Source organism: Curtobacterium sp. MCLR17_054 (genome assembly GCF_003234335.2).
GTDB classification, from domain to species: Bacteria; Actinomycetota; Actinomycetes; order Actinomycetales; family Microbacteriaceae; genus Curtobacterium; species Curtobacterium flaccumfaciens.
Map to the genome: position 1 here is coordinate 2975544 of NZ_CP126263.1, position 20146 is coordinate 2995689.

19 protein-coding genes are annotated in these 20146 nt (G+C 71.6%); 15 read left to right on the forward strand and 4 right to left on the reverse strand.

The window, feature by feature from the left end:
- Window positions 1-73: 73 nt before the first annotated feature.
- Entirely contained in the window at window positions 74-2128 is a 2055-nt protein-coding gene (locus DEJ08_RS14085; protein WP_258367206.1) for a transglycosylase domain-containing protein, read from the reverse strand.
- A gap of 158 nt (window positions 2129-2286) precedes the next feature.
- Between DEJ08_RS14085 and DEJ08_RS14090 the strand changes: the two genes are divergently transcribed.
- The 4 genes from DEJ08_RS14090 (at window position 2287) to DEJ08_RS14105 (ending at window position 4497) form a co-directional block, all read left to right on the forward strand.
- Window positions 2287-2523, forward strand: coding sequence for a hypothetical protein (locus DEJ08_RS14090; protein ID WP_111055145.1), 237 nt, complete (start codon window positions 2287-2289; stop codon window positions 2521-2523).
- 76 nt (window positions 2524-2599) lie between these two features.
- Window positions 2600-3169 (forward strand): GNAT family N-acetyltransferase, encoded by a 570-nt coding sequence (locus tag DEJ08_RS14095; protein ID WP_220035464.1) that lies wholly within the window; start codon window positions 2600-2602, stop codon window positions 3167-3169.
- A gap of 55 nt (window positions 3170-3224) precedes the next feature.
- The gene (locus DEJ08_RS14100; protein WP_111055146.1) at window positions 3225-3416 is read left to right on the forward strand and encodes a hypothetical protein; all 192 of its coding nucleotides are present in this window, start codon (window positions 3225-3227) and stop codon (window positions 3414-3416) included.
- Window positions 3417-3507: 91 nt separating this feature from the next.
- On the forward strand, window positions 3508-4497 hold the full coding sequence (locus tag DEJ08_RS14105) for an alpha/beta hydrolase (RefSeq protein WP_111055147.1): 990 nt from the start codon (window positions 3508-3510) through the stop codon (window positions 4495-4497).
- Between the two features lie 37 nt (window positions 4498-4534).
- On the opposite strand, the gene bla is transcribed toward DEJ08_RS14105, so the two are convergent.
- Window positions 4535-5437, reverse strand: a complete 903-nt coding sequence (bla, locus tag DEJ08_RS14110) for a class A beta-lactamase (RefSeq protein ID WP_502869459.1) — start codon at window positions 5435-5437, stop codon at window positions 4535-4537.
- Between the two features lie 102 nt (window positions 5438-5539).
- Between bla and DEJ08_RS14115 the strand changes: the two genes are divergently transcribed.
- A complete protein-coding gene (locus DEJ08_RS14115; protein ID WP_111055149.1) occupies window positions 5540-6097 on the forward strand; it encodes a GNAT family N-acetyltransferase in 558 nt (185 codons plus the stop codon).
- A gap of 160 nt (window positions 6098-6257) precedes the next feature.
- Here DEJ08_RS14115 and DEJ08_RS14120 read toward each other — a convergent pair whose 3' ends face one another.
- The gene (locus tag DEJ08_RS14120) at window positions 6258-7739 is read right to left on the reverse strand and encodes a mannitol dehydrogenase family protein (protein ID WP_111055150.1); all 1482 of its coding nucleotides are present in this window, start codon (window positions 7737-7739) and stop codon (window positions 6258-6260) included.
- Between the two features lie 161 nt (window positions 7740-7900).
- Between DEJ08_RS14120 and DEJ08_RS14125 the strand changes: the two genes are divergently transcribed.
- From DEJ08_RS14125 to DEJ08_RS14145, 5 genes are all read left to right on the forward strand, one after another.
- On the forward strand, window positions 7901-8539 hold the full coding sequence (locus tag DEJ08_RS14125; protein WP_163342754.1) for a TetR/AcrR family transcriptional regulator: 639 nt from the start codon (window positions 7901-7903) through the stop codon (window positions 8537-8539).
- A gap of 86 nt (window positions 8540-8625) precedes the next feature.
- Entirely contained in the window at window positions 8626-11277 is a 2652-nt protein-coding gene (locus tag DEJ08_RS14130) for an MMPL family transporter (protein WP_111055152.1), read from the forward strand.
- A 134-nt stretch (window positions 11278-11411) separates the two neighbouring features.
- A complete protein-coding gene (locus tag DEJ08_RS14135) occupies window positions 11412-11855 on the forward strand; it encodes a MarR family winged helix-turn-helix transcriptional regulator (protein WP_111055153.1) in 444 nt (147 codons plus the stop codon).
- Window positions 11856-11906: 51 nt separating this feature from the next.
- Window positions 11907-12119: a hypothetical protein gene (locus tag DEJ08_RS14140; protein WP_027466129.1), complete on the forward strand. Its 213-nt coding sequence runs from the start codon at window positions 11907-11909 to the stop codon at window positions 12117-12119.
- Window positions 12120-12156: 37 nt separating this feature from the next.
- The gene (locus DEJ08_RS14145) at window positions 12157-13278 is read left to right on the forward strand and encodes an alkene reductase (protein WP_111055154.1); all 1122 of its coding nucleotides are present in this window, start codon (window positions 12157-12159) and stop codon (window positions 13276-13278) included.
- A 94-nt stretch (window positions 13279-13372) separates the two neighbouring features.
- Here DEJ08_RS14145 and DEJ08_RS14150 read toward each other — a convergent pair whose 3' ends face one another.
- Window positions 13373-14455 carry a hypothetical protein gene (locus tag DEJ08_RS14150; RefSeq protein WP_111055155.1) on the reverse strand — a complete coding sequence of 361 codons (1083 nt, stop codon included), beginning with the start codon at window positions 14453-14455 and terminating at the stop codon, window positions 13373-13375.
- 83 nt (window positions 14456-14538) lie between these two features.
- Between DEJ08_RS14150 and DEJ08_RS14155 the strand changes: the two genes are divergently transcribed.
- From DEJ08_RS14155 to DEJ08_RS14175, 5 genes are all read left to right on the forward strand, one after another.
- Complete coding sequence (locus DEJ08_RS14155; RefSeq protein WP_111055156.1) at window positions 14539-16653, forward strand: acyltransferase family protein; 2115 nt, start codon at window positions 14539-14541, stop codon at window positions 16651-16653.
- Window positions 16654-16825: 172 nt separating this feature from the next.
- Window positions 16826-18487 carry a glycoside hydrolase domain-containing protein gene (locus tag DEJ08_RS14160; RefSeq protein ID WP_111055157.1) on the forward strand — a complete coding sequence of 554 codons (1662 nt, stop codon included), beginning with the start codon at window positions 16826-16828 and terminating at the stop codon, window positions 18485-18487.
- Between the two features lie 29 nt (window positions 18488-18516).
- Window positions 18517-18738 (forward strand): hypothetical protein, encoded by a 222-nt coding sequence (locus DEJ08_RS14165; RefSeq protein ID WP_027466125.1) that lies wholly within the window; start codon window positions 18517-18519, stop codon window positions 18736-18738.
- On the forward strand, window positions 18735-19415 hold the full coding sequence (gene aroQ, locus DEJ08_RS14170) for a gamma subclass chorismate mutase AroQ (RefSeq protein ID WP_258367208.1): 681 nt from the start codon (window positions 18735-18737) through the stop codon (window positions 19413-19415). The genes DEJ08_RS14165 and aroQ overlap by 4 nt, the downstream gene beginning before the upstream one ends.
- A 92-nt stretch (window positions 19416-19507) precedes the next feature.
- Window positions 19508-20137, forward strand: a complete 630-nt coding sequence (locus DEJ08_RS14175; protein ID WP_111047729.1) for a TetR/AcrR family transcriptional regulator — start codon at window positions 19508-19510, stop codon at window positions 20135-20137.
- Window positions 20138-20146 lie beyond the last annotated feature (9 nt).

Below are 20146 nucleotides of genomic sequence, written 5' to 3' on the forward strand. Positions count from 1 at the left end.
CGAGAACCGGCCTGGAGGCGCGGTGCCAGCTGGCACCGCGCCTCCAGGCCGTTGGTGGTTGCGTTCCGGGCCGTCAGCCGACCGGCAGCGCGGCGTTCACCGCCGTCTGCGCGTCGCGCCAGACGGCCGCGCGCGACCCCGCGTAGGTGCCGCCCTGACCGTTGGAGAACGACCGCAGGTTGTGCTTCGCGCCGTCCGTGTTGCCCTGCCAGTAGGCGGTGACGGCACGCGAGGTCCCGCCCACCAGCCACACCTGGTCGGCCGCGTCCGTGGTGCCGGTCTTGCCGAACAGGGTCGCGCCGTCGGGGGTCTGCCCGCCGCTCGCCGTGCCGCCGCGGAACGCGCCCTGCATGACGTCGAACGCGGTGGCCGCGGTCTGCGGCGACACCGCCTGCGTGCAGGTGCGGGGTTGTCCGCCGAGTTCCTCGCCGTCGGGTGCGACGACCTGGTCGATCACCACGGGTGCGCAGAACCGCCCGCCGTTCGCGATGCCGGCGTAGGCCGACGCCACCGTGAGCGGGGCGATGCTCTCGGTGCCGAGCAGGGACCCCGGGTTCCAGGGCAGCTCGCCGCCGGTCGCCAGGTGCACCCCCAGCCGCTCGGCCACGTCGCGGATGTCGCACAGGTCGAGCTGTTCGGCCATCGACTGGTACGCCGCGTTCACGGACTGCGCCGTCGCCGACCGGACCGAGTACGGACCACGCTGCCCGGGGGAGTCGTTCTTCGGCTGCCAGAACGCCGAGGCGGGTCCACCGCAGGCGGTCCACTCGCTGTGCGGGTGCGGTGTGCCGTTGACGACGGTGTCCGGGCTGCGGCCGGCCTCGATCCACGCCAGCAGGGTGAACATCTTGTAGGTCGACCCGGTCTGGAACCCCGTCGAGCTGCCGTCCGCCTGGTCGGTGGCGTAGTTCAGCGAGGTCGCGGTGCGGGGCGCGTCGGACGACCGGTCGTGGTCCGTGTTCTGCACCATCGTCAGCACACGGCCCGTCCCGGCCTCGACCGTGTTGAACGTGGCCCCGAGCGCCAGCCGCGTCTCGGTCTTCGGGTCGTACTGGTCGAGCAGCCGCTTCTGTTCCGCGTTCAGGTCGAGGTCGAGCGTGGTCTGGATCCGGTACCCGCCGATGCGCCAGGCGTCCGCCCGCTGCTGCTTCGTCGCGCCGAGCTGCGGGAGCCGCTGGGCGATGGTCACCGCGTGGTCGCAGAAGAACTCCGCGCCCACCTCGACCGCCTCGCACCCCTGCTGCGGGGCCGTCAGGTGCACGGAGTCGGCGACGCGGGACAGCCGAGCCGTGCGGTAATCCTCGGTCGACAGGTGCCCCTGCTCGTGCATCGACCGCAGGATCACGTTCCGCCGCGCGGCGTTGTCGCGGTGGTGGTCCGGCGTCGACAGGTCCCGTCGCTCCGGCCACTGCACGATCGCGATGAGGGACGCTGCCTCGGCCGGGGTCAGGTCGGTCGCCGACTTGCCGTAGTAGTGCTGCGCCGCCGACTGCACCCCGTAGGTCTGATCGCCGAAGTAGGCGATGTTCAGGTAGGCGGCCAGGATCTGCTGCTTCGTGTACTGCTTCGCCAGGCTGATCGCGAGCTTCATCTCGGCGAGCTTGCGCTGCGGTGTCCGCCGGGTCGCGTCCTCGTACGCGGCCTCGCGCTCCTCAGCGGTGGGCAGTTCGCTCGCCTGCTGGATCTTGATGTTCCGCACGAGCTGCATCGTCAGGGTCGAACCACCCGACCCGCCCTCGGTCCCGGACGTGGCGACGCTCACGAGTGACCGGACGACGGACGTCGCGTCGACACCGCCGGTCTCGTGGAACCGCTTGTCCTCGCCGTCCACCGCTGCGTGCTCCAGGTGGTCGCTGATCTGCTCGAGCGTGAGCTCCTGCCGGTCCTGGTCCCACACGTTCGCCAGGTGCACCGGCTCGCCACCGCGGTACGCCCAGATCTGGTTCCGCTGCGGCAGCTGCCCGATCTCGATGTCCTCCGGCAGCGACTCGAACACCCCGATCGCCGAGGTCGTACCGACGCCGGCGACCGCGATCACCGGCGTCACGCCGACGCTCACCAGCAACCCGGCGAGCACACTGCCACCCACGAAGCCGAGCGCGGCTCCCCCTGCACGTCGCATCGTCATGTCGTCCGTTCCCCCTCGGTCGCACCGCCATCGGCGCGGTCCGGAGAGGCTCGCAGTCCTGCTCGGGCGGTCGCCGTGACTTCCCCGCGGAACACCGTCGTGTCCGCTGGGAAAGTGCCGGTGCGATCCGCTCCCCGCCGCCGCGCTACGATCCGGGCATGACCCCGATCGCGCCACGTGTGCTGCACATCCTCTGCACGGCGTTCCTCGTCGTGGCGTTCCTGGCATCGTTCGTCGGTGGGTACGCGAACGCGAACGACTCCGGCGAGGGCGGCGCGAACATCGGTGCCGGGGCGCTGATGTTCTTCGGTGCACTCGCCGGCGTGGTCGGCATCGGGCTCGGCATCGCGGCGCTCGTCTCCGGCCTCGCCGCCGCCCGGCGCAGCGCGGCCTGACCACCAGTCGCGCGCCGTTCGGAGCACCACGGTCGCGGTGGTGGCGGGATCGCCAGGACCGGAGGATCATCGGCCCATGGAGTACTCGACGGCGATGCTCACCGAGGAGACGTGGCCCGACTTCGCCGCGCTCGTGACCCGCAGCAACGGTGTGTGGGGCGGGTGCTGGTGCATCGGTTTCCACCCGGACGGCCCACGCGGGACGCCCGACCCGACGGTGTCCCACCAGGAGGCGAAGCACCGCCACGTGCGGAACGGCACGAACCACCAGGTGCTCGTCTACGCCGACGGCACGGCGGTCGGCTGGTGCCAGTTCGGGCGGCCGGTCGAGCTGCCGACGATCCTGAACCCCGGCGCGTACGCCCGCGACGCTTCGACGCCGCCGGACTGGCGGATCGGCTGCGTGTTCGTGGAGTCCCGGCACCGCGGCCACGGGGTCGCACGTGCCGCGGTCACGACCGCACTCGAACAGATCCGGCGGGCCGGCGGCGGGACCGTCGAGGCCTACCCGGAGCAGACGGTCGAGCGGAAGCCGCAGCGCGGGGCCTACCTGCACACCGGGCCGGAAGAACTGTTCACGCAGTTCGGGTTCGTACGCGACCGCCGCATCGCCAAGTGGCGGTGGGTGATGCGCACGACGGTGTGACCGGCGTACCCGCTCGACGCCGCACTGCCAGCCCGTCGCGCGTACCGTGGGAACCGTGACACGCACCGCTCCGGTACGACCGCACCGCCTCGCCCTCATCGGCTCCGCCGTTGCCCTGGTGATCGGGGTCGGACTGCTCTTCACCCCCTGGGACGGGCCGGTCATCGTGCTCGCCTGGGCGCTCATCGTCGCCGCGGTCGTCCTCGGCGCCGTCACGCTGTTCCTGGTGCGGGCGCCCCGCAGCTAGGCCGCGAGCCACGGCCAGCGCGACGATCTGGCGTGCCGCGCGAAATCCCCGCACCAGCACCACCCGCAGCAGCGCCGGATACGCTCGGCGCATGACGGACCAGGGGTGGCACGAGGACGTGCTCGGAGCACCGTACGAGCGGCTCGAACTGCCGCTCGGTACCGACTCCGAGGGACCCGTCGTCGCCACCCTGGTCCGCCGCCGGCACATCCCGACGGACCTGCTGCTGCACGGTCGCGGGCCCCTGCACGGGGTCGACGTGCTCTACGTGCACGGCTGGTCGGACTACTTCTTCCAGGTGGAGCTCGCCGAACGCCTCGAGCGGCTCGGCGCCCGGTTCCACGCGCTGGACCTGCGGAAGTACGGTCGGAGCCTGCGCCCGTACCAGACCCCGGGCATGGTCGACGACCTGGCGGTGTACGACGAGGACATCGCCGCGGCGCTCGACGCGATCTCGGCCGAGCACCCCGGCTCGGACCGCCGCCGACTCGTCCCGATGGGCCACTCCACCGGCGGCCTGACCCTGTCGCTCTGGGCAGCCCGGCACCCGGAGCTCGTGCACGGCCTCGTGCTGAACAGCCCGTGGCTCGAGTTCCAGGCCACCGCGGTCGGCCGGGCCATCGTCGCACCGGTCATCAAGCTCGGTGCCCGCCGGAACCCCCTCGCGCCGATGCCCGCCGTCGACCCCGGCTTCTACACCCGCACCGTCTCGGCCGAGGGCGAGGGGTCGTGGACCTACGAGCAGCAGTGGCGGCCGGAGCGTGGCTTCCCCCTGCACCCCGGGTGGCTCGCCGCGGTGTTCGACGGCCAGGCACAGGTCGAGAAGGGCCTCGGGATCGGGGTCCCGACCCTGGTGATGCTGAGCGACAAGAGCATGCTCCAGCCGCGGTGGGACCCGGGCATGGCGCGGGCCGACGTCGCCCTGAACGTCGACACGGTGGCGCACCGCTCGCTCTCCCTCGGCGAGGAGGTCACGGTCCGCCGACTCGCCGGCGCCCTGCACGACGTGGTGCTCTCCGCGCCGGAGGTGCGGGAACGCGCGTACGACACCATCGGGCGCTGGGGGACCACCCTCCGGTAGTCCCGCGACGCCCGCGACGCCCCACGACGCGGGCGACTCAGTCGGACAGCCCGGCCACCGCGGTGCGGGTCGCCGCGGCGACGAGCGCGTCCGACGGCTCCGCACCGGGATCGGCGCGGCTCGTCATCACCACGAGCACGACGGGTTCGCGCCCCGGCGGCGTCACGACCGCGATGTCGTTCCGCACCCCGTAGGACGCCGTGCCGGTCTTGTCGGCGACCCGCCACGACGGGTCCACCCCGGCACGGATCGTCGCGTCCCCGGTCGTGTTGCCGAGCATCGCCTCACGGAGCACCCGCCGGTCGGCGGCGTCGAGGGCGTCCCCGAGCAGCACGGTCCGGAGGTCCGCCGCGAACCGCTCCGGCGTCGTCGTGTCCCGCCGGTCACCCGGGATCGCCTGGTTCAGGTCGGGTTCGACCCGGTCGACCCTCGTCGTCCGGTCCCCGATGCGGCGCAGCCACCGCTCGACCGCGTGCGGCCCGCCGAGCCGTTCCACCAGCAGGTTCGCCGCGGTGTTGTCGCTGGAGCGGAGCGCCGCGTCGACGAGCTCGCGCACCGTCATCCCGGTGTCGACGTGCTCGCTCGTCACGGGCGCGTACTCGAGCAGGTCGCCGCGGTCGTAGTGCACGAGGGTCGCCAGGTCGGCGTCGGACGAGGCGTCGAGGACCGCGGCCGCGATGAACACCTTGATCGTCGACGCGAACGCGAACCGCTCCCCCGCACGGTGCGCGATCGTCCGACCGCTCCCGGTGTCGATCGCAGCGACCCCGAGCCGTGCGTCGTACCGCCGTTCCAGCGCCGCGAAGGCCCGCGCGGTGGCGGGATCGGTCGCCGGGCCGGTCGCCGGCGCCGCTGCACCCGAAGCCGCCCCAGACGCAGCAGCAGGAGCAGACGACGTCGGCCCGGTCGTGTCACCACCCGGCGCACCGGAGCACCCCACCAGCCCGACCAGCACCAACGCCGTCAGGGCCGCGGCCGTCGTCCTCGTCCCACCTTGCACGCCCCGAGCCTGCCCGACGACCGTGCAACTACCCTGAGCGGCATGCCAGCTCCCGCCGTCCGCCTCACCCGTCTGGACCCCACCGGCGCCGACCGCCAGGAGTTGCTCGCGTTCCTGACGTCCGAGGAGTTCCCGTTCCACGTCCGACGGCGCATCAGCGCGGCCGACGCGGCGAGCGCCGTCGACTCCGGCGCCTACCGCGACGACGAGCACGACACCTCCTGGCTCGACCACGACGACCACGGCCGCATCGGTCTGGTCCGCCTCGAGGACCTGGCCGACCCCGTCCCCCTGTTCGACCTGCGCCTGGCCGGTCGGTTCCGGGGCCGCGGCCTCGGGGTCCCCGCCCTGCATGCGGTGACCGACCACGTGTTCACGACGATGCCGGCGATCACGCGCTTCGAGGGCCAGACCCGCGAGGACAACACCGCCATGCGCCGGGTCTTCGTCCGTGCCGGTTGGGTGCAGGAGGCCCACTACCGCGAGGCGTGGCCCGTCGACGGCGGCCCGGCCGTCGGGTCGGTCGGCTACGGCGTGCTGCGCCGCGACTGGGAGACGGGCGAGACCACCCCGGTGCCGTGGGACGACGTCGCGCGGTGAGCGGCTGACGGTTCTGGTTCACGATCCTCGGGGTTCGCGAACCGGAACCGTCATCGCGCAGACACGAACCGCCGTCCCGCGCCCGTCACGTGGGCAGCAGGCGGACGGGAGGCCCGTGGCGGCGCCGCCACGGGCCTCCCGTCCGTCGGTCGGTCGCGTCTCAGGACCGTGACAGGCGCTCCACGGTGGCGTGCGCGCCATCCGCGATGAGCCCGTCCAGGGCGTCGCGGTACGCGGCGACGAACCGTTCGTCGTCGACCAGGTCGCCGAAGACCTGGCGGTTCGCGATGAAGGCGAGGCGGTCGTCGCGCTGGGTGAGGGCGATGCGGTGCAGGGGCTCGGCGAGCCGGTCGACGATCTCGATGGGTTCACCGGACTCGTCGGTGCCCTCGTCGTAGCGGGCCCAGGACGCGACGATGCCGGCGGACAGCGTGACCGGCCGGCCGGCGGCCAGGTTCTCGCGCACGACGGGGAGCAGCCACTTCGGGATCCGGTCGCTCGACTCGGCGCAGAGCCGGGCGAGGGTGTCGCGCACCTCGGGGTTCTGGAAGCGCTCGATCAGGGTCGACTTGTAGGCCTCCAGGTCGATGCCGGGCACCGGGTGCAGTGTCGGCGTGCCCTCGTCGTCCATGTAGCGGCGCAGGAAGGTCGCGATCGCCGGGTCCTGCGTGGCCTCGTGCGCGTAGCGGTACCCCGACAGGTACCCGAAGTAGCAGAGCCCCTGGTGGCTGGCGTTGAGGAGCCGGAGCTTCATGAGTTCGTACGGCTCGACGTCGTCGACGAGCTGGACGTCGGCGTCCTCGTAGGGCGGACGGCCGGCGGGGTGGGCGTCCTCGAGCACCCACTGGAAGAACGGTTCGGCGACGACGGGCCAGGCGTCGTCGATGCCGAGCTCGTCGCGGACCCAGGCGCGGTCCTCGTCGGCGGTGACCGGGGTGATGCGGTCGACCATCGAGTTCGGGAACGCCACGTGCTCGTCCATCCAGTCCGCGAAGGCCGGGTCCTGCAGCCGGGCGTAGGCGGTGAACATCGACCGTGCGACGTGCCCGTTGCCCTGGATGTTGTCGCAGGACATCACGGTGAACGGGTCGAGGCCGCGGTCCCGTCGGCGGCGCAGTGCCTCGACCACCAGGCCGAACACCGTGCGGGGCGGGCCGTCGCCGCGCAGGTCGGCCGCGACGCCGGGCTCGTCGGCGACGAACTCGCCGGTGACGTGGTCGAAGTTGTAGCCGCCCTCGGTGATGGTCAGGCTGACGATCCTGGTGTCCGGGTGCGCCATCTTCTCGACGACCGCGTCCGGGTCGTCGACGGCGAGCAGGTACTCGACGATGCTGCCGACGACGCGTGACTCACGGGTGCCGTCCGGGTGCTTGAGGACGAGCGTGTACAGACCGCCCTGCTCGGCCATCGCGGTCGCCATCCGACGGTCCTGCTCGAGCACACCGACGCCGCAGATGCCGTACTCGCGGGCCTCGCCGCGCTGCAGGAGCCGGTCGATCACCATCGCCTGGTGCGCGCGGTGGAACCCGCCGACGCCGAAGTGGACGATGCCGGCGGTGATGCCGTCGCGGTCGTAGGTGGGCACGGCGACACCGCTCGCGGCGATCTCGTCGAGGGTCTCCGGGCACAGGCGGACGGGCATCGGTACTCCTTCGTACGGCAGCGGTTCGTGCGGCCAGTCTGGCACCCGGCACCTCCGACTGAACAGCGGTGCAGCACAGACGTTCTGCGCCGGGGGACGAACCTGGGGATGCACTCAACCTCGTTGCACCGAGTGCATCGATGCACCTAGTGTTCCATCTCGTGACCATCGCGACCGACCGCCGTGCTGCCCTGAAGGCGAAGCACCGTGCGGCGATCCTGCAGGCCGCTCGCGACCTGATCGACGAGCGCGGCGGCCGCGACTTCAGCGTGGACGACCTCGCTGCCCGGGCCGACATCGCCCGGCGCACCGTGTTCAACCACTTCGCCTCGCTCGACGAGGTCCTGCTGGCCGTGTGCGAGCAGGAGCTGTCCGTCATCATCGACCGGTTCCTCGCCGACATGGCCCGCACCCCGGTGGGCGACGGCAGCCGGGCCTCGATGTTCGACGAGCTCGAGTCCGCCGCCCGCGGTGCCGACCTGGCTCCCGCGATCGCCAGCATGTACCGGATCCTCGGCGACCCGGGCAAGGACGACCCGAAGGCCGCGGTGCTGACCCAGACGGCGTTCTCGCGTGTGACCGAACGACTCCGGCACGAGGTCGCCCGGCGCTACCCGGCCGCCGACCCCCTCGACGCCGCGCTGCTCGTCGAGTCGCTCATGAGCGGCATCGTCGTCATCGCGGAGCACTGGCTGGCGACGTCCGGCCCCGAGCTCGACCAGCCGGCGCTCGACGCCTGGGACGACCTGCTCGCACGACTCGTGCACAGCGTCCGCAGCGGCTACATGGCCGACGGCTGACACCGCTCCACCTCCTCATCCCCCAGGGGTCCACCGGCGCACCCCGCACCACCAGCACCTGACACGAAAGGACCGCAGGCAACCGCATGGCCGGTCTCCTCTACCGTCTCGGACGGTTCTCCGCACGACGCCACTGGCTCGTGATCATCACCTGGGTCGTGATCATGGCCGTCGCGGGCGTCACGTACACGCTCTTCGCCGGCACCATCTCGTCGTCGATCACGATCCCGAACACCAAGACCAGTCAGGTGCAGGACCAGCTCGCCGACAAGTTCCCGTCGGCGAACGGCGGCAACGGCACGATCGTCTTCGAGACGAAGGACGGCAAGGCGTTCTCGTCGTCGCAGCAGTCCGAGATCGACGACTTCCTGACCAGCCTCGAGAAGCTCGACGGCGTCAAGGGCACGACGAGCGGCTTCGACACCCAGCAGCAGCTCGACGACCAGCGGCAGAAGATCGTCGACGGCCGTGACCAGATCGAGTCCGGTCGCGCGAAGATCGAGACCGGCCAGGACCAGCTCGACGCCCAGAAGGCGCAGCTCGAGTCCGGCAAGCAGAAGATCGAGGACGCCCAGGCGCAGCTCGACGCGCAGAAGGCCCAGGCACAGGCGGCCGGTGGCGCAGCCGTCCCCGCCGCACAGGCGCAGGCAGCGGCCGCCCAGCTCCAGCAGGCGCAGGCGCAGATCGACGCCCAGCAGGCCCAGATCGACGCCGGTGAGCAGCAGATCGCCGACGCCCAGAAGACGATCGACACGAACAAGCAGAAGCTCGACGACAACGAGCAGGAGCTCGAACAGGGCTCGGACCTGCTCGACCTGTCGAAGGACATCCGCTTCGTGTCGGACAACGGCAGCGCCGCGATCGGCACCGTGCAGTTCACGACGTCGACCTACGAGGTCCCCGCGGACACGAAGACCGCCATCGCGGACGACGCCGAGTCGGCCGACATCCAGGGCGTCAACGTGTACGTCTCGAACGACATCGCGCAGGGTGTGCCGTCGATCCTCGGCCCGGGTGAGATCGGCGGTGTCATCATCGCCGCGATCGTGCTGCTCCTGATGCTCCGCACGGTCATCGGCGCCGCGGTCCCGCTCGTCAGCGCCGTGCTCGGCGTCGGCGTCGCCTCGCTCACCGCCCTGTCGTTCTCGAGCGTCGTCGAGTTCATCTCGGTCACGCCGGTCCTGGGGGTGATGCTGGGCCTGGCGGTCGGCATCGACTACTCGCTGTTCATCCTGAACCGGCACCGGACCCAGCTGAAGCAGGGCATGCAGGTGCACGAGTCGATCGGGCTCGCGAACGGCACCTCGGGCAACGCCGTGGTGTTCGCCGGTGCGACGGTCATCGTCGCGCTGCTCGCGCTGAACATCACCGGCATCCCGTTCCTCGGCCTGATGGGCACGGTCGGCGCGGTCGCGGTGCTCTTCGCGATCCTCATCGCGACGTCCTTCACCCCGGCCCTGCTGTCGCTCATCGGCATGCGGATCCTGCGGAAGAAGGAGCGCGCGAAGATCGGCAACACCGACTCCACGCGGATCCCGAACAAGCCGATGTCGAGCTGGCGCGCGGTCATCACGCTCGTCCTCGGCGTCGCGGTGCTCGGCACCATCGCCCTGCCCGCGACCCAGATGCGCCTCGGCCTGCCGAGCGGTTCGTCCGAGGCCGTCGAGTCGAGCCAGTACAAGGCCTACAAGACGCTCGAGAAGGAGTTCGGCGCCGGGCAGAACGGCCCGCTGCTCGTCGTGGCCACCCTGCCGGAGTCGATCAGCAAGAGCGACGTCACCGCGACCGAGGTCACCATCGGCCAGGCGATCGCGAAGAACGACGACGTGAAGGCCGTGCTGCCCATCGGCGCCTCGAAGGACCGTGACATCGTCGCGTTCCAGGTGAAGCCCGCCGGCGGCCCGGACAGCGTCTCCACCGAGAACATCGTGAAGGACCTGCGCGAGCAGACCGTCTCCACCGACGACGGCAAGGTCACCCTCGGCGTCGCGGGCAACGCGTCGGCGAACATCGACGTGTCCGAGAAGCTGTCGAACGTGCTGCCGCTCTACCTCGTGGTGGTCGTCGGGCTGTCGCTGATCATCCTGATCATCGTGTTCCGGTCGTTCCTCGTGCCGATCACCGCCACCGCCGGGTTCATCCTGTCCGTGCTGGCGTCGTTCGGTGGTCTGACCGCGATCTACCAGTTCGGCTGGCTCGGCTCGGTCTTCGGTGTGCACGACCCGGCACCGATCCTGAGCTTCCTGCCCATCATCGAGATCGGCATCCTGTTCGGTCTGGCGATGGACTACCAGCTGTTCCTGGTGTCCGGCATGCGTGAGGCCTACGCCCACGGCGCGAGCGCGAAGGTGGCCGTCCAGCGCGGTCTGCACGCGGGTCGCGCGGTGGTCACGGCGGCGGCGATCATCATGATCTCCGTGTTCGCGGGCTTCATCTTCTCGGACTCGTCCACCATCAAGCCGATCGGCTTCGGGCTGGCGTTCGGTGTGCTGATCGACGCCTTCGTCGTCCGCATGCTGCTCATCCCGTCGGCGATGCACCTGCTCGGCAAGAGCGCCTGGTGGTTCCCGAAGTGGCTCGACCGCATCGTGCCGGACGTCGACGTGGAGGGCGCGAAGCTCGAGCGCACCCACCCGGTCGCCGGCCACGAGGACACGCACACCGGCACCCACGCGCTCCCCGTGGAGCCGGACGCGAACGCGCACGACTCGGGTCACCCGCCCGCGCACCGCGCGTAGTCGACGCACCAGCGCAACCACCCTGGAGGCCCGGTGCCGGTCCACGAGACCGGCACCGGGCCTCCAGGCCGTTGCGCCCACCGCCCCGGGTCGCGACCACACCACTTCGTGCACGAACGAAGTACCCTGAACGCATGACCCAGACCGCACCGGACCCGCTCGCGCTCGACCGGCAGCTCTGCTTCGCACTCGCGGCGACGAGCCGCAGCGTCATCGGGCTGTACCGCGACCTGCTCGAACCGATGGGCCTGACCCACCCGCAGTACCTCGTGATGCTCGCCCTGTGGGAGCGGGACCCACGGTCGGTGCGCGAGATCGCCGGGGAGCTGCGACTCGACTCCGCGACACTGAGCCCGCTGCTCAAGCGACTGGAGGCCTCCGGCTACGTCCGCCGCACCCGCAGCGCCGCCGACGAACGACAGCTCGAGGTGTCCCTGACGACCGCCGGGCACGCCCTGCGCGACCGAGCCGAGGCGGTCCCGCTCGCCGTCGCCGACCGGCTCGGGTGGCCACTCGCCCGACTCGAGTCCCTGAAGGACGAGCTGACCGAGCTGCTGGAGCGCGTCGACCAGATGTGATCCGCGGCCATCAGTGCCATAATGATTCGTGCACGAACGAAAGGATGCACCGTGGGACGCTTCGGCCAGTGGTACGAACGGTGGAACACGACGCTCATCAACAAGATGGGCCCCTCGCAGATCGGCGCCGGTCGCCCCGAGGGCATCGACGACCGGACGATCGACCGGGGCTGCCCCCTCTGCGGCAAGCCCCTCTCGCAGCACCAGGTGATCCGGCCCGAGGGCCAGGTGCGCTCGTCGACGCTGGTGTGCCCGCGCGACTGACCGCGCTGCCTGAAGAAGTGCTCCGAGGCGGAATTGCATGGGACAACTCGTCGTTCGCCCTGACGTGAAGCTCTTCGAACCCGCCTCCATCGGCGCCCTGTCCCTGTCGAACCGCGTCGTCATGGCCCCGCTCACGCGCACCCGCGCCGGCGAGCACGGCGTCCCGAACGACCTGCTCGTCGAGCACTACCGGCAGCGCGCCGGCCTCGGCATGATCATCACCGAGGGCACCTGGCCCGTGCAGGAGGGCCGCTCCTACCCCGGGCAGCCCGGCATCGAGACCGAGGACCAGATCGCCGGCTGGCGCCGCGTGACCGACGCCGTGCACGCCGCCGGCGGCACGATCGTCATGCAGCTCATGCACGGTGGCCGTGTCTCGCACACCGACATCTCGCAGACCCCGCGCATCGTCGCCCCGTCCGCCATCGCCGCCCCCGGGCAGACGCACCTGGCCGACGGCTCGAAGGCCGACATGCCCGTCCCGCACGAGCTGACCACCGCCGAGGTGCAGGAGGCCGTGCAGGGCTTCGTGCAGGCCGCCCGCAACGCGATCGCCGCCGGACTCGACGGTGTCGAGGTCCACGGCGCCAACGGCTACCTGGTGCACGAGTTCATGTCGCCGGTGTCGAACACCCGCACCGACCAGTACGGCGGCTCCCCCGAGAACCGCGCGCGCTTCGCGATCGAGGTCACCACCGCCATCGCCGAGGCCATCGGCGCCGACCGCACCGGCATCCGCCTGTCGCCCGAGCACGGGATCCAGGGCGTCATCGAGGACGACGCCGCCGACGTGCGCGCCACCTACACCGCCGTCGCCGAGGGCCTCGCGCCGCTGGGGCTCGCCTTCGTCGACGTCCTGCACGCCGAGCCGACCGGTGACCTGGTGCAGCACGTCCGCCGTACCGCGGGCGCGCCGTTCATCGTGAACTCGGGCTTCTCGTCGCTCACCACCCGCGACGAGGCCATCGCGATCGTCGACGGCGACCACGCCGACGCCGTCGCCGTGGGCCGCGCCGCGATCGCCAACCCGGACCTCGCGCACCGCTGGGAGCACGACGCCGAGCTCAACGAGCCGCGTCCGGAGCTCTTCTACGGCGCGACCGCCGAGGGCTACACCGACTACCCGTCGCTGGCCGAGGCGCGCGCGACCGTCGCGTAGTCGAGGCACCGACAGGTCAAACGGGAGGCCCGTGGCGACACCGCCACGGGCCTCCTGTCCGTACCGGGGCCACGTCGCAGGCGTGCGCCGACGGTCAGTGGTCGAGGACCGAGAGCGAACCGACCACCGCGACGGCCAACGGTCCGCTGTAGGACACGCAGACGACGCCCATCCACACGGCCCCCGCCCACGTCGCTCGCAGACGGCTCTTCCGCCGGTCGCGGAGCACCAGGCGACGCCCCGCGGCGGCGATCGCGTCGGCGTGCCCGTCCTCGAGCAACGAACGGTCGTCCTGGTACCGGGAGGCGGCGCGCACGACACGGGGCACGACCTCGCCCAGGACTGCCTCGACCTGCATCCACGGCGCAGGGCGCGACCAGTCCGCGGTCCCCGGCGCCGAGAAGACCAGCCGGTCGTCGACCATCTCGACGTTCCAGCCGGCCGCGTGGTCGACGAGCGCCGCCATCACGTCAGGGGTGAGGACGTACAGCGCGTCCCGGCCGTAGTCCTCCGGCGCCCACACCCGGAAGTGCCGGTCGAAGTCGCCCTCCAGGGACATCCGCTGCCGGTGGCGGAGCATCACCGGCAGGTCACTGCGACGACCGTCGTTCGCCGTGGCGTCGAGGAGCAGGTGCGGCAACGTGCCGGGCAGCCGGACGGTCAGGTACGTCCAGTCCCGCGAGACCATCCAGCGCCGCAGGACGCAGCCGAACTCGACGTCCGGGACGCCGTCGACGTGCACGGGGGCGGTGCCGAACCGGGGGTGGACGCGGATGCCGGAGTAGCGCGGGGTGATCATCGAGTCGAGCGGCTTCGGACGGACCGGACGCGCCGGGTACCCACTGGCCTCCCCCGTCAGCACCGCCCGAACCTCGTCCGGACGCAGGGTCCGAGGTCGTTCGCCCCGGACCAGGAGCACGACGAGCCCGACCACGCCGGCGACGAGCACCACGAACCAGGCCGCCCAGCGGACGACGTCCCCGACACCCGCACCGTTGTGGACGAGCCCGGTGCCCCATACCACGAGCGCGGACGCGAGCCACGCGAGCGGGACCTCGATCGCCAGGAGCAGCGCGTTCCACCACCACGGGGCCTGTCGCGGGCGGCGCATCCGCGGTCGTCGCGCCGTCTCCGCCGCGAACTCGTCGTCGGACGCGGTCAACCAGCGCAGGTCCATCGGCCCCCCCCTCTGGAGAAGGATCGTAGCGTCCGCGCCGAGAACGCCCGGCGGAGCCGTCCTCGTCTCCTAGGATCGACGCAGTGAGTACAGCAACGCCGGGCGAGCGGGGCCCCGCGCACCGAGCGCGCGACACCACGCGGTGGGACATCCAGGGCCTCCGCGCGTTCGCCGTCCTCGCGGTCGTCGTCTACCACCTGTGGCCGGGCGCCCTGCACGGCGGGTTCGTCGGCGTCGACGTCTTCTTCGTGATCTCCGGCTTCCTGATCACCGGGCTGCTGCTGCGGGAACAGCTCGCGACGGGCACGATCCGGCTCGGACGGTTCTGGTCGCGCCGGGCCAAACGCCTGCTGCCGGCCGCGTTCCTCACCATCGTCGTCACGGGCATCGCGGTGCTCGTCGCCGTGCCGAGCGCGCTGTGGGGACAGTACGGGCGCGAGCTGATCGCCTCGACGGTGTACCTGCAGAACTGGGAGCTCGCGGCGAACGCCGTCGACTACCTGGCGTCGGCCGACGCCCCCTCACCGTTCCAGCACTTCTGGTCACTGTCGGTCGAGGAGCAGTTCTACATCCTCCTGCCGCTCCTGCTGCTCGGCGTCGGGGCACTCGCACGCCGTCGGTTCACGCCGCTGGAGACCGCGCGGCTGCTGCTCGGCAGCGTCGTCGTGCTGTCCCTCGTGTGGAGCATCGTGCAGACCGCCACCGACCCCGGCGTCGCCTACTTCTCCACCGGCACCCGCGCGTGGGAGTTCGCACTCGGCGGTCTCGTCGCCACCGTGCACCTGCCCGAGGTCCGCACCGAGGTCGCCCGACGGGTCCGCCTGGTCGCCACCGGCATCGGCGTCGTGGCCCTCGCACTGTCCCTCGTCGTGATCACCCCGGAGACGGCGTTCCCCGGGATCGCGGCGCTGCTGCCGGTCGCCGGTGCGGCACTGGTGCTGCTGTTCGGTGCGGGGACCGAGTTCGAGGACGTCGGTGCGCTGCGGCCCGTCGCCTTCTTCGGTCGGATCTCGTACGCGCTCTACCTCTGGCACTGGCCCCTCGTCGTCATCCTGCCGATCATGCTCGGCCGTCCGCTCGACTGGGCGACGAGCTCGGCGGTGCTGCTCGTCGCGATCGGTCTGGCCACCGTGACGACGATCTGGTTCGAGGAACCGGTCCGGTTCTCGACGTGGCTGCGGGACCTGCAGCCCCGGGGCGTCGTCTCGCTCGCCGTCATCTGCAGCTTCACCGTCGTGACGCTCGGGGCAGCCACCCTGACCGCCGTCTACGTGCAGGAGGTCAACGCGACCACGGTCACGAAGCAGGTCACCGCGGAGCAGGAGGACGACGACGAGTCCTGCTTCGGTGCCGCCGCGCGCATCGGGTTCGCGGACCCCTGCGTCGACCCCGAGCTCGCCGACGTCCGTGTGCCCGCTCCGGCCGTGGCCAAGGACGACGACGACAACCGCGCCGAGTGCTGGAGCGGCACGTTCCGGCCCTGCGTCCTCGGCAAGACCACCGGCTGGTCGAAGCACCTCATCGTCATCGGCGACTCGCACAGCAACGCACTGCTCGGTGCGTACGAGAAGATCGCCGACGACAACGGCTGGCGGATCGACCTGGCCGGCGCCGGCGGGTGTTACCTCACCACCGCGCAGCAGGACTCGCTGAGCCCCTCGTCGATGCGGGGCTGCAACTCGTGGAAGCACGCCGCCATCGACTACGTCCGCGAGCACCGCGACGCCGACGCCCTGGTCGTCACCCACTCCACCACGCAGATGCCGGTCAGCCTGCCGCCCGGACCGGCCCGCGACAAGGCCACCCGCAACGGCCTGGTCGACGCGTGGGAGCAGGCCGCCGGTGACGAGCTGCCCGTCATCGCGGTCCGTGACAACCCGGTGCCCCGCCCCGACGTCGTCGCCTGCCTGAGCACGATGTCCGGGCCGACGACGGACGCCTGCGACCGGTCGCGCGCCGAAGCACTCGGCCTGACGGACTCGTCGGTCGAGGCCGTCGCCGCGTTCCGGGCGGCCGGGGGCAGGGCAGCCTCGATCGACCTGAGCCGCTACTACTGCACCGACACCACGTGCCCGGCGGTCGTCGGGGGCGTCCTGGTCTACCGGGACAGCACGCACATCACGGCGACGTGGGCGTCGTCGCTCGAGCCGTACCTGGAGCGTGCGCTGCAGGACCGGTTGGCGGCCTTCGCGCGCTGAGCCGGACGCCCCGGAACGGGCGGACTGAGCGCTTCATCAGACGATCGTCTGCCGAATTGCAGGACCGTCCCAAGTTGAGGGACGAAGTTGCTCGGACCATGCCGCGGCCATCAGCATCGCACAGCGCGATCGACGGCCAGCGGACGCTCGAGGCAACTGAAGGGGCACCCCCGTGCACATCTCGCGCCGAACTGCGCTCATCGGCATCACCGCCACCGTCCCGCTCGTCACGACAGCACTCGCGGCCCCGGCAGACGCCGCCACCCCGTCCGGCACGACCGGCTCCTCCGGGTCGACCGGCTCCTCCGGTACCTCCGACTCGGGCGTGCTCGCTGTGCAGCGCTGGCTCAACACGACCTTCGGGCACCTGCACGGGTGGGTGCACGTGGACGAGGACGGGCTGACCGGCAGCGGCACCGTGCTCGGGATCGTGCAGGCCACCCAGTCGCTGCTCGGGATCTCCCCCGTCGTCGCGACGTTCGGGCCGACGACCCGTCGGAAGCTCGAGCAGCACGGCGACGTCGGGGCCGAGACGGGCGACGACGCCGCGACCTGGCGCCGGCTGGTCCAGGCCGGACTGGTCTGCAAGGGCGCCTCGACGGTCACACTCACCGGCGAGTACGACGCGGCCACCGTCGCGGCCGTGCAGGCGCTCCGGTCCGACCTGGGTGCCGAGCCCGGCGCACTCCCGCTGTCGGCGCACCTGTTCGGCGCACTCCTGACCGTCGACCCGGTCCGGCTCGCCTCCGGCGGGTCCCGAGCGGTGCGCGCGGTGCAGCAGTACCTCAACCGCACCTACGCCGAGGCGACCGGCGGCGCGTACGGCAGCACGAGCGGGCTCGTCGACACGAGCACGTACTCGGCGGCGATCCGCGCGGTGCAGGTCGCGGTGGGCGTCACGGTCGACGGCGCCTGGGGCCCGGGGACGGCTGCTGCGCTCCGTGCCGCGGGCCCGAGTGCCGTCGGGGTCGGGGCCACCGGCGCCTGGGTGCTGCTCGTCAAGGCGCTCCTGGTGCTGAACGGCGAGCGCGTCGTGTTCAGCAGTGCCTACTCGGCGGCGGACGCCGCGGTGGTCCGTGCGTTCCAGCAGTTCCAGGCGTTCCCGCCCGCCGAGCAGACCGGGACGTGCGACGCCGGCACCTGGGCAGCCCTGGCGGCGAGCACGGGTGACCCGGACCGTGCGACGACCGGTGCCGACACCGCGGTGCGCCTCGACGACGCCCGCGCGGCCGCCGTCCGGGCGTCCGGTGCCACCAGCGTCGGCCGGTACCTCACGAACCACCAGCAGTCCGGAGCGCTCGACAAGGCCCTGACCCCCAACGAACTCCGTGTGATGGCGAGCGCCGGCCTCGGGCTGTGGCCGATCTTCGAGGAAGGCGGGTTCACTGCCTCGTGGTTCACGGAGGAACAGGGCGTCCGCGACGCCCACCGCGCCCACGACGCCGCCCGGAAGCTCGGGATCCCGAAGCAGACCACCGTCTACTTCGCCGCCGACTTCGACGCGACCGCGGCGCAGGACGAGTCGCTCGTGGTGCCGTACTTCCGTGGCGTCGCCGCCGGCCTGCGGGACCGCGGGAACCTGTACAAGGCGGGCGTCTACGGCTCCCGCGCCACGTGCACCGCCGTGAGCAGCGCCGGACTCGCGCACTTCTCGTTCATCGCCGGGATGTCGCCGGCCTGGGCGGGCAACCAGCTCGAGCCCCTGCCGGGCAACTGGTCCCTCAACCAGATCCAGAACTGCACGGTCGGGTCGGGCAACGGGTCCACCGAGATCGACGCCGTCGTGGACTCCGGGCGCGACCCCGGCGTCCCCGCGGCTCGGCTGGTCGGCTGACCGGCTGCCGACCGGGATCGAGCACCGCCGTGACCACCACGACCCCGCGTGACGACGAGCCGCACGCCGCGTTCCCGCACCGTGCCACCTACGTCTTCTCGAACTTCGAGGAGGCGATCTCGATGGACTGCTACTGCGACGAGGGCGCCGACCACTTCGGCGTCTACCCGTTCTACGACGAGGTCATCAAACCGATCATCGACGATCTGACCCGACGCGTCCGGCGCCGGTTCGGGAAGGAAACCCCGTGAACACCGCACACCCCACCACCCCGACCACCGCCCGACACCGCACCCGCCGGACCGCCGCGACGGCCCTCACCCTCGGGCTCATCGCGGCGGGCATCGCCCTGCCGACCTCGGCGGCGAACGCCGATCCCCTGCCCACGTCCGCCGAACCGACGGGTTCCACGATGACCATCTCCCACGACGGTTCCCGTCCCACGGCGTCGACGGCGGAGCTCGACACCATCGGCACGCTCATCCTCCGACGGCTCGAGCTCGCCGACCCGGTGGCGGAGTCGAAGTGGCTCAGCGGCAAGCCGGTCGCCGACCCGGTGCGCGAACAGGCCGTCGTCGACGAAGCGGTGACCCTGGCGGAGCAGCAGGGCGTCGACCCCGTCCTGGTGACCCGGGTCATCCGCGCACAGATCGCCGCGAGCAAGGTCGTCCAGCGCGGCCTCATCAACCACTGGACGCACAACCCGTGGACCGCACCCACGACGGCACCGGACCTGACGACCATCCGCCCCCAGCTCGACGCCATCGACACCGACCTGGTGACCGCGCTCGGCCAGGCCCAGACCGTCGCCCAGGACCACCGGTGCGCACACCTGGTGGACGCCGAGCGGAAGCACCTCGACGTCGGACTCGACTCGCTGCACCGGAAGGGGATCGACGTGGCCTGGCACACGTTCTGCGCCGCCTGACGCGGGCAGGGGACGGGCCGTCATCGTGAGCGGCCCTAGGATGTGGTGTTCACTGATCGCTCAGCTCCGGGCGAGGAAGGACACCGCGCCAGATGAACCAGCGGCAGCTCGCCATGGAGGCCTCTCGACGAGCCATCATCGATGCCGCAGGGCAGCAGTTCGCCGCCTTCGGCTACGAGGCGACCACGTTCTCCCGTGTCGCCGAGGCGATGGGGAAGCCGAAGTCGGCGATCGGGTACCACCTGTTCCCGTCGAAGAAGGACCTGGCGACGGCGGTCATCGAACTGCAGCAGCAGCGCTGGCGTGCACTCTTCGACGCACTCCCCGCGCAGCCGGGCATCGAGCGGCTGACGGTGTTCCTCCTGACCACCGGGATGGACGTCCGCCGGGGCTCGGTCGCGGGCGGCGCGGTCCGGCTCCTGCACGAACTCGGCAAGGCCGGCGTGCCGGTGCCGCGCGGTTTCGACTGGTTCGAGATGACGCGGGGCGAGCTCGTCAGCGCCGGGGTCGCGGCGGCGGACGTCGACGCGGCCGCGGTCCAGCCGTCCGTCCTGCTGCTCCTCAACACGACGCTGGGCATGGTGGACGGTTCGACGCAGCTGACCGACGACGAGCTCGTGGCGCAGCTCAAGGCGCTGTGGGCACCGCTCTTCACGTCGTTCGGCATCGCCGGTGCGTCCGAGGTCATCGAGGCGGCCCAGCCGTACTCCCCCGGGTCCTGACCCGGGTCG

Bases quoted from the DNA above. Each gene is read 5' to 3' on its own strand.
- DEJ08_RS14115 (WP_111055149.1), top strand. From the start codon at position 5,540: ATGCCAGCTCCCGCCGTCCGCCTCACCCGTCTGGACCCCACCGGCGCC.
- DEJ08_RS14130 (WP_111055152.1), top strand. From the start codon at position 8,626: ATGGCCGGTCTCCTCTACCGTCTCGGACGGTTCTCCGCACGACGCCAC.
- DEJ08_RS14150 (WP_111055155.1), bottom strand. From the start codon at position 14,455: ATGGACCTGCGCTGGTTGACCGCGTCCGACGACGAGTTCGCGGCGGAG.
- DEJ08_RS14105 (WP_111055147.1), top strand. From the start codon at position 3,508: ATGACGGACCAGGGGTGGCACGAGGACGTGCTCGGAGCACCGTACGAG.
- DEJ08_RS14145 (WP_111055154.1), top strand. From the start codon at position 12,157: ATGGGACAACTCGTCGTTCGCCCTGACGTGAAGCTCTTCGAACCCGCC.
- DEJ08_RS14090 (WP_111055145.1), top strand. From the start codon at position 2,287: ATGACCCCGATCGCGCCACGTGTGCTGCACATCCTCTGCACGGCGTTC.
- DEJ08_RS14085 (WP_258367206.1), bottom strand. From the start codon at position 2,128: ATGACGATGCGACGTGCAGGGGGAGCCGCGCTCGGCTTCGTGGGTGGC.
- DEJ08_RS14135 (WP_111055153.1), top strand. From the start codon at position 11,412: ATGACCCAGACCGCACCGGACCCGCTCGCGCTCGACCGGCAGCTCTGC.
- DEJ08_RS14175 (WP_111047729.1), top strand. From the start codon at position 19,508: ATGAACCAGCGGCAGCTCGCCATGGAGGCCTCTCGACGAGCCATCATC.
- DEJ08_RS14120 (WP_111055150.1), bottom strand. From the start codon at position 7,739: ATGCCCGTCCGCCTGTGCCCGGAGACCCTCGACGAGATCGCCGCGAGC.
- DEJ08_RS14095 (WP_220035464.1), top strand. From the start codon at position 2,600: ATGGAGTACTCGACGGCGATGCTCACCGAGGAGACGTGGCCCGACTTC.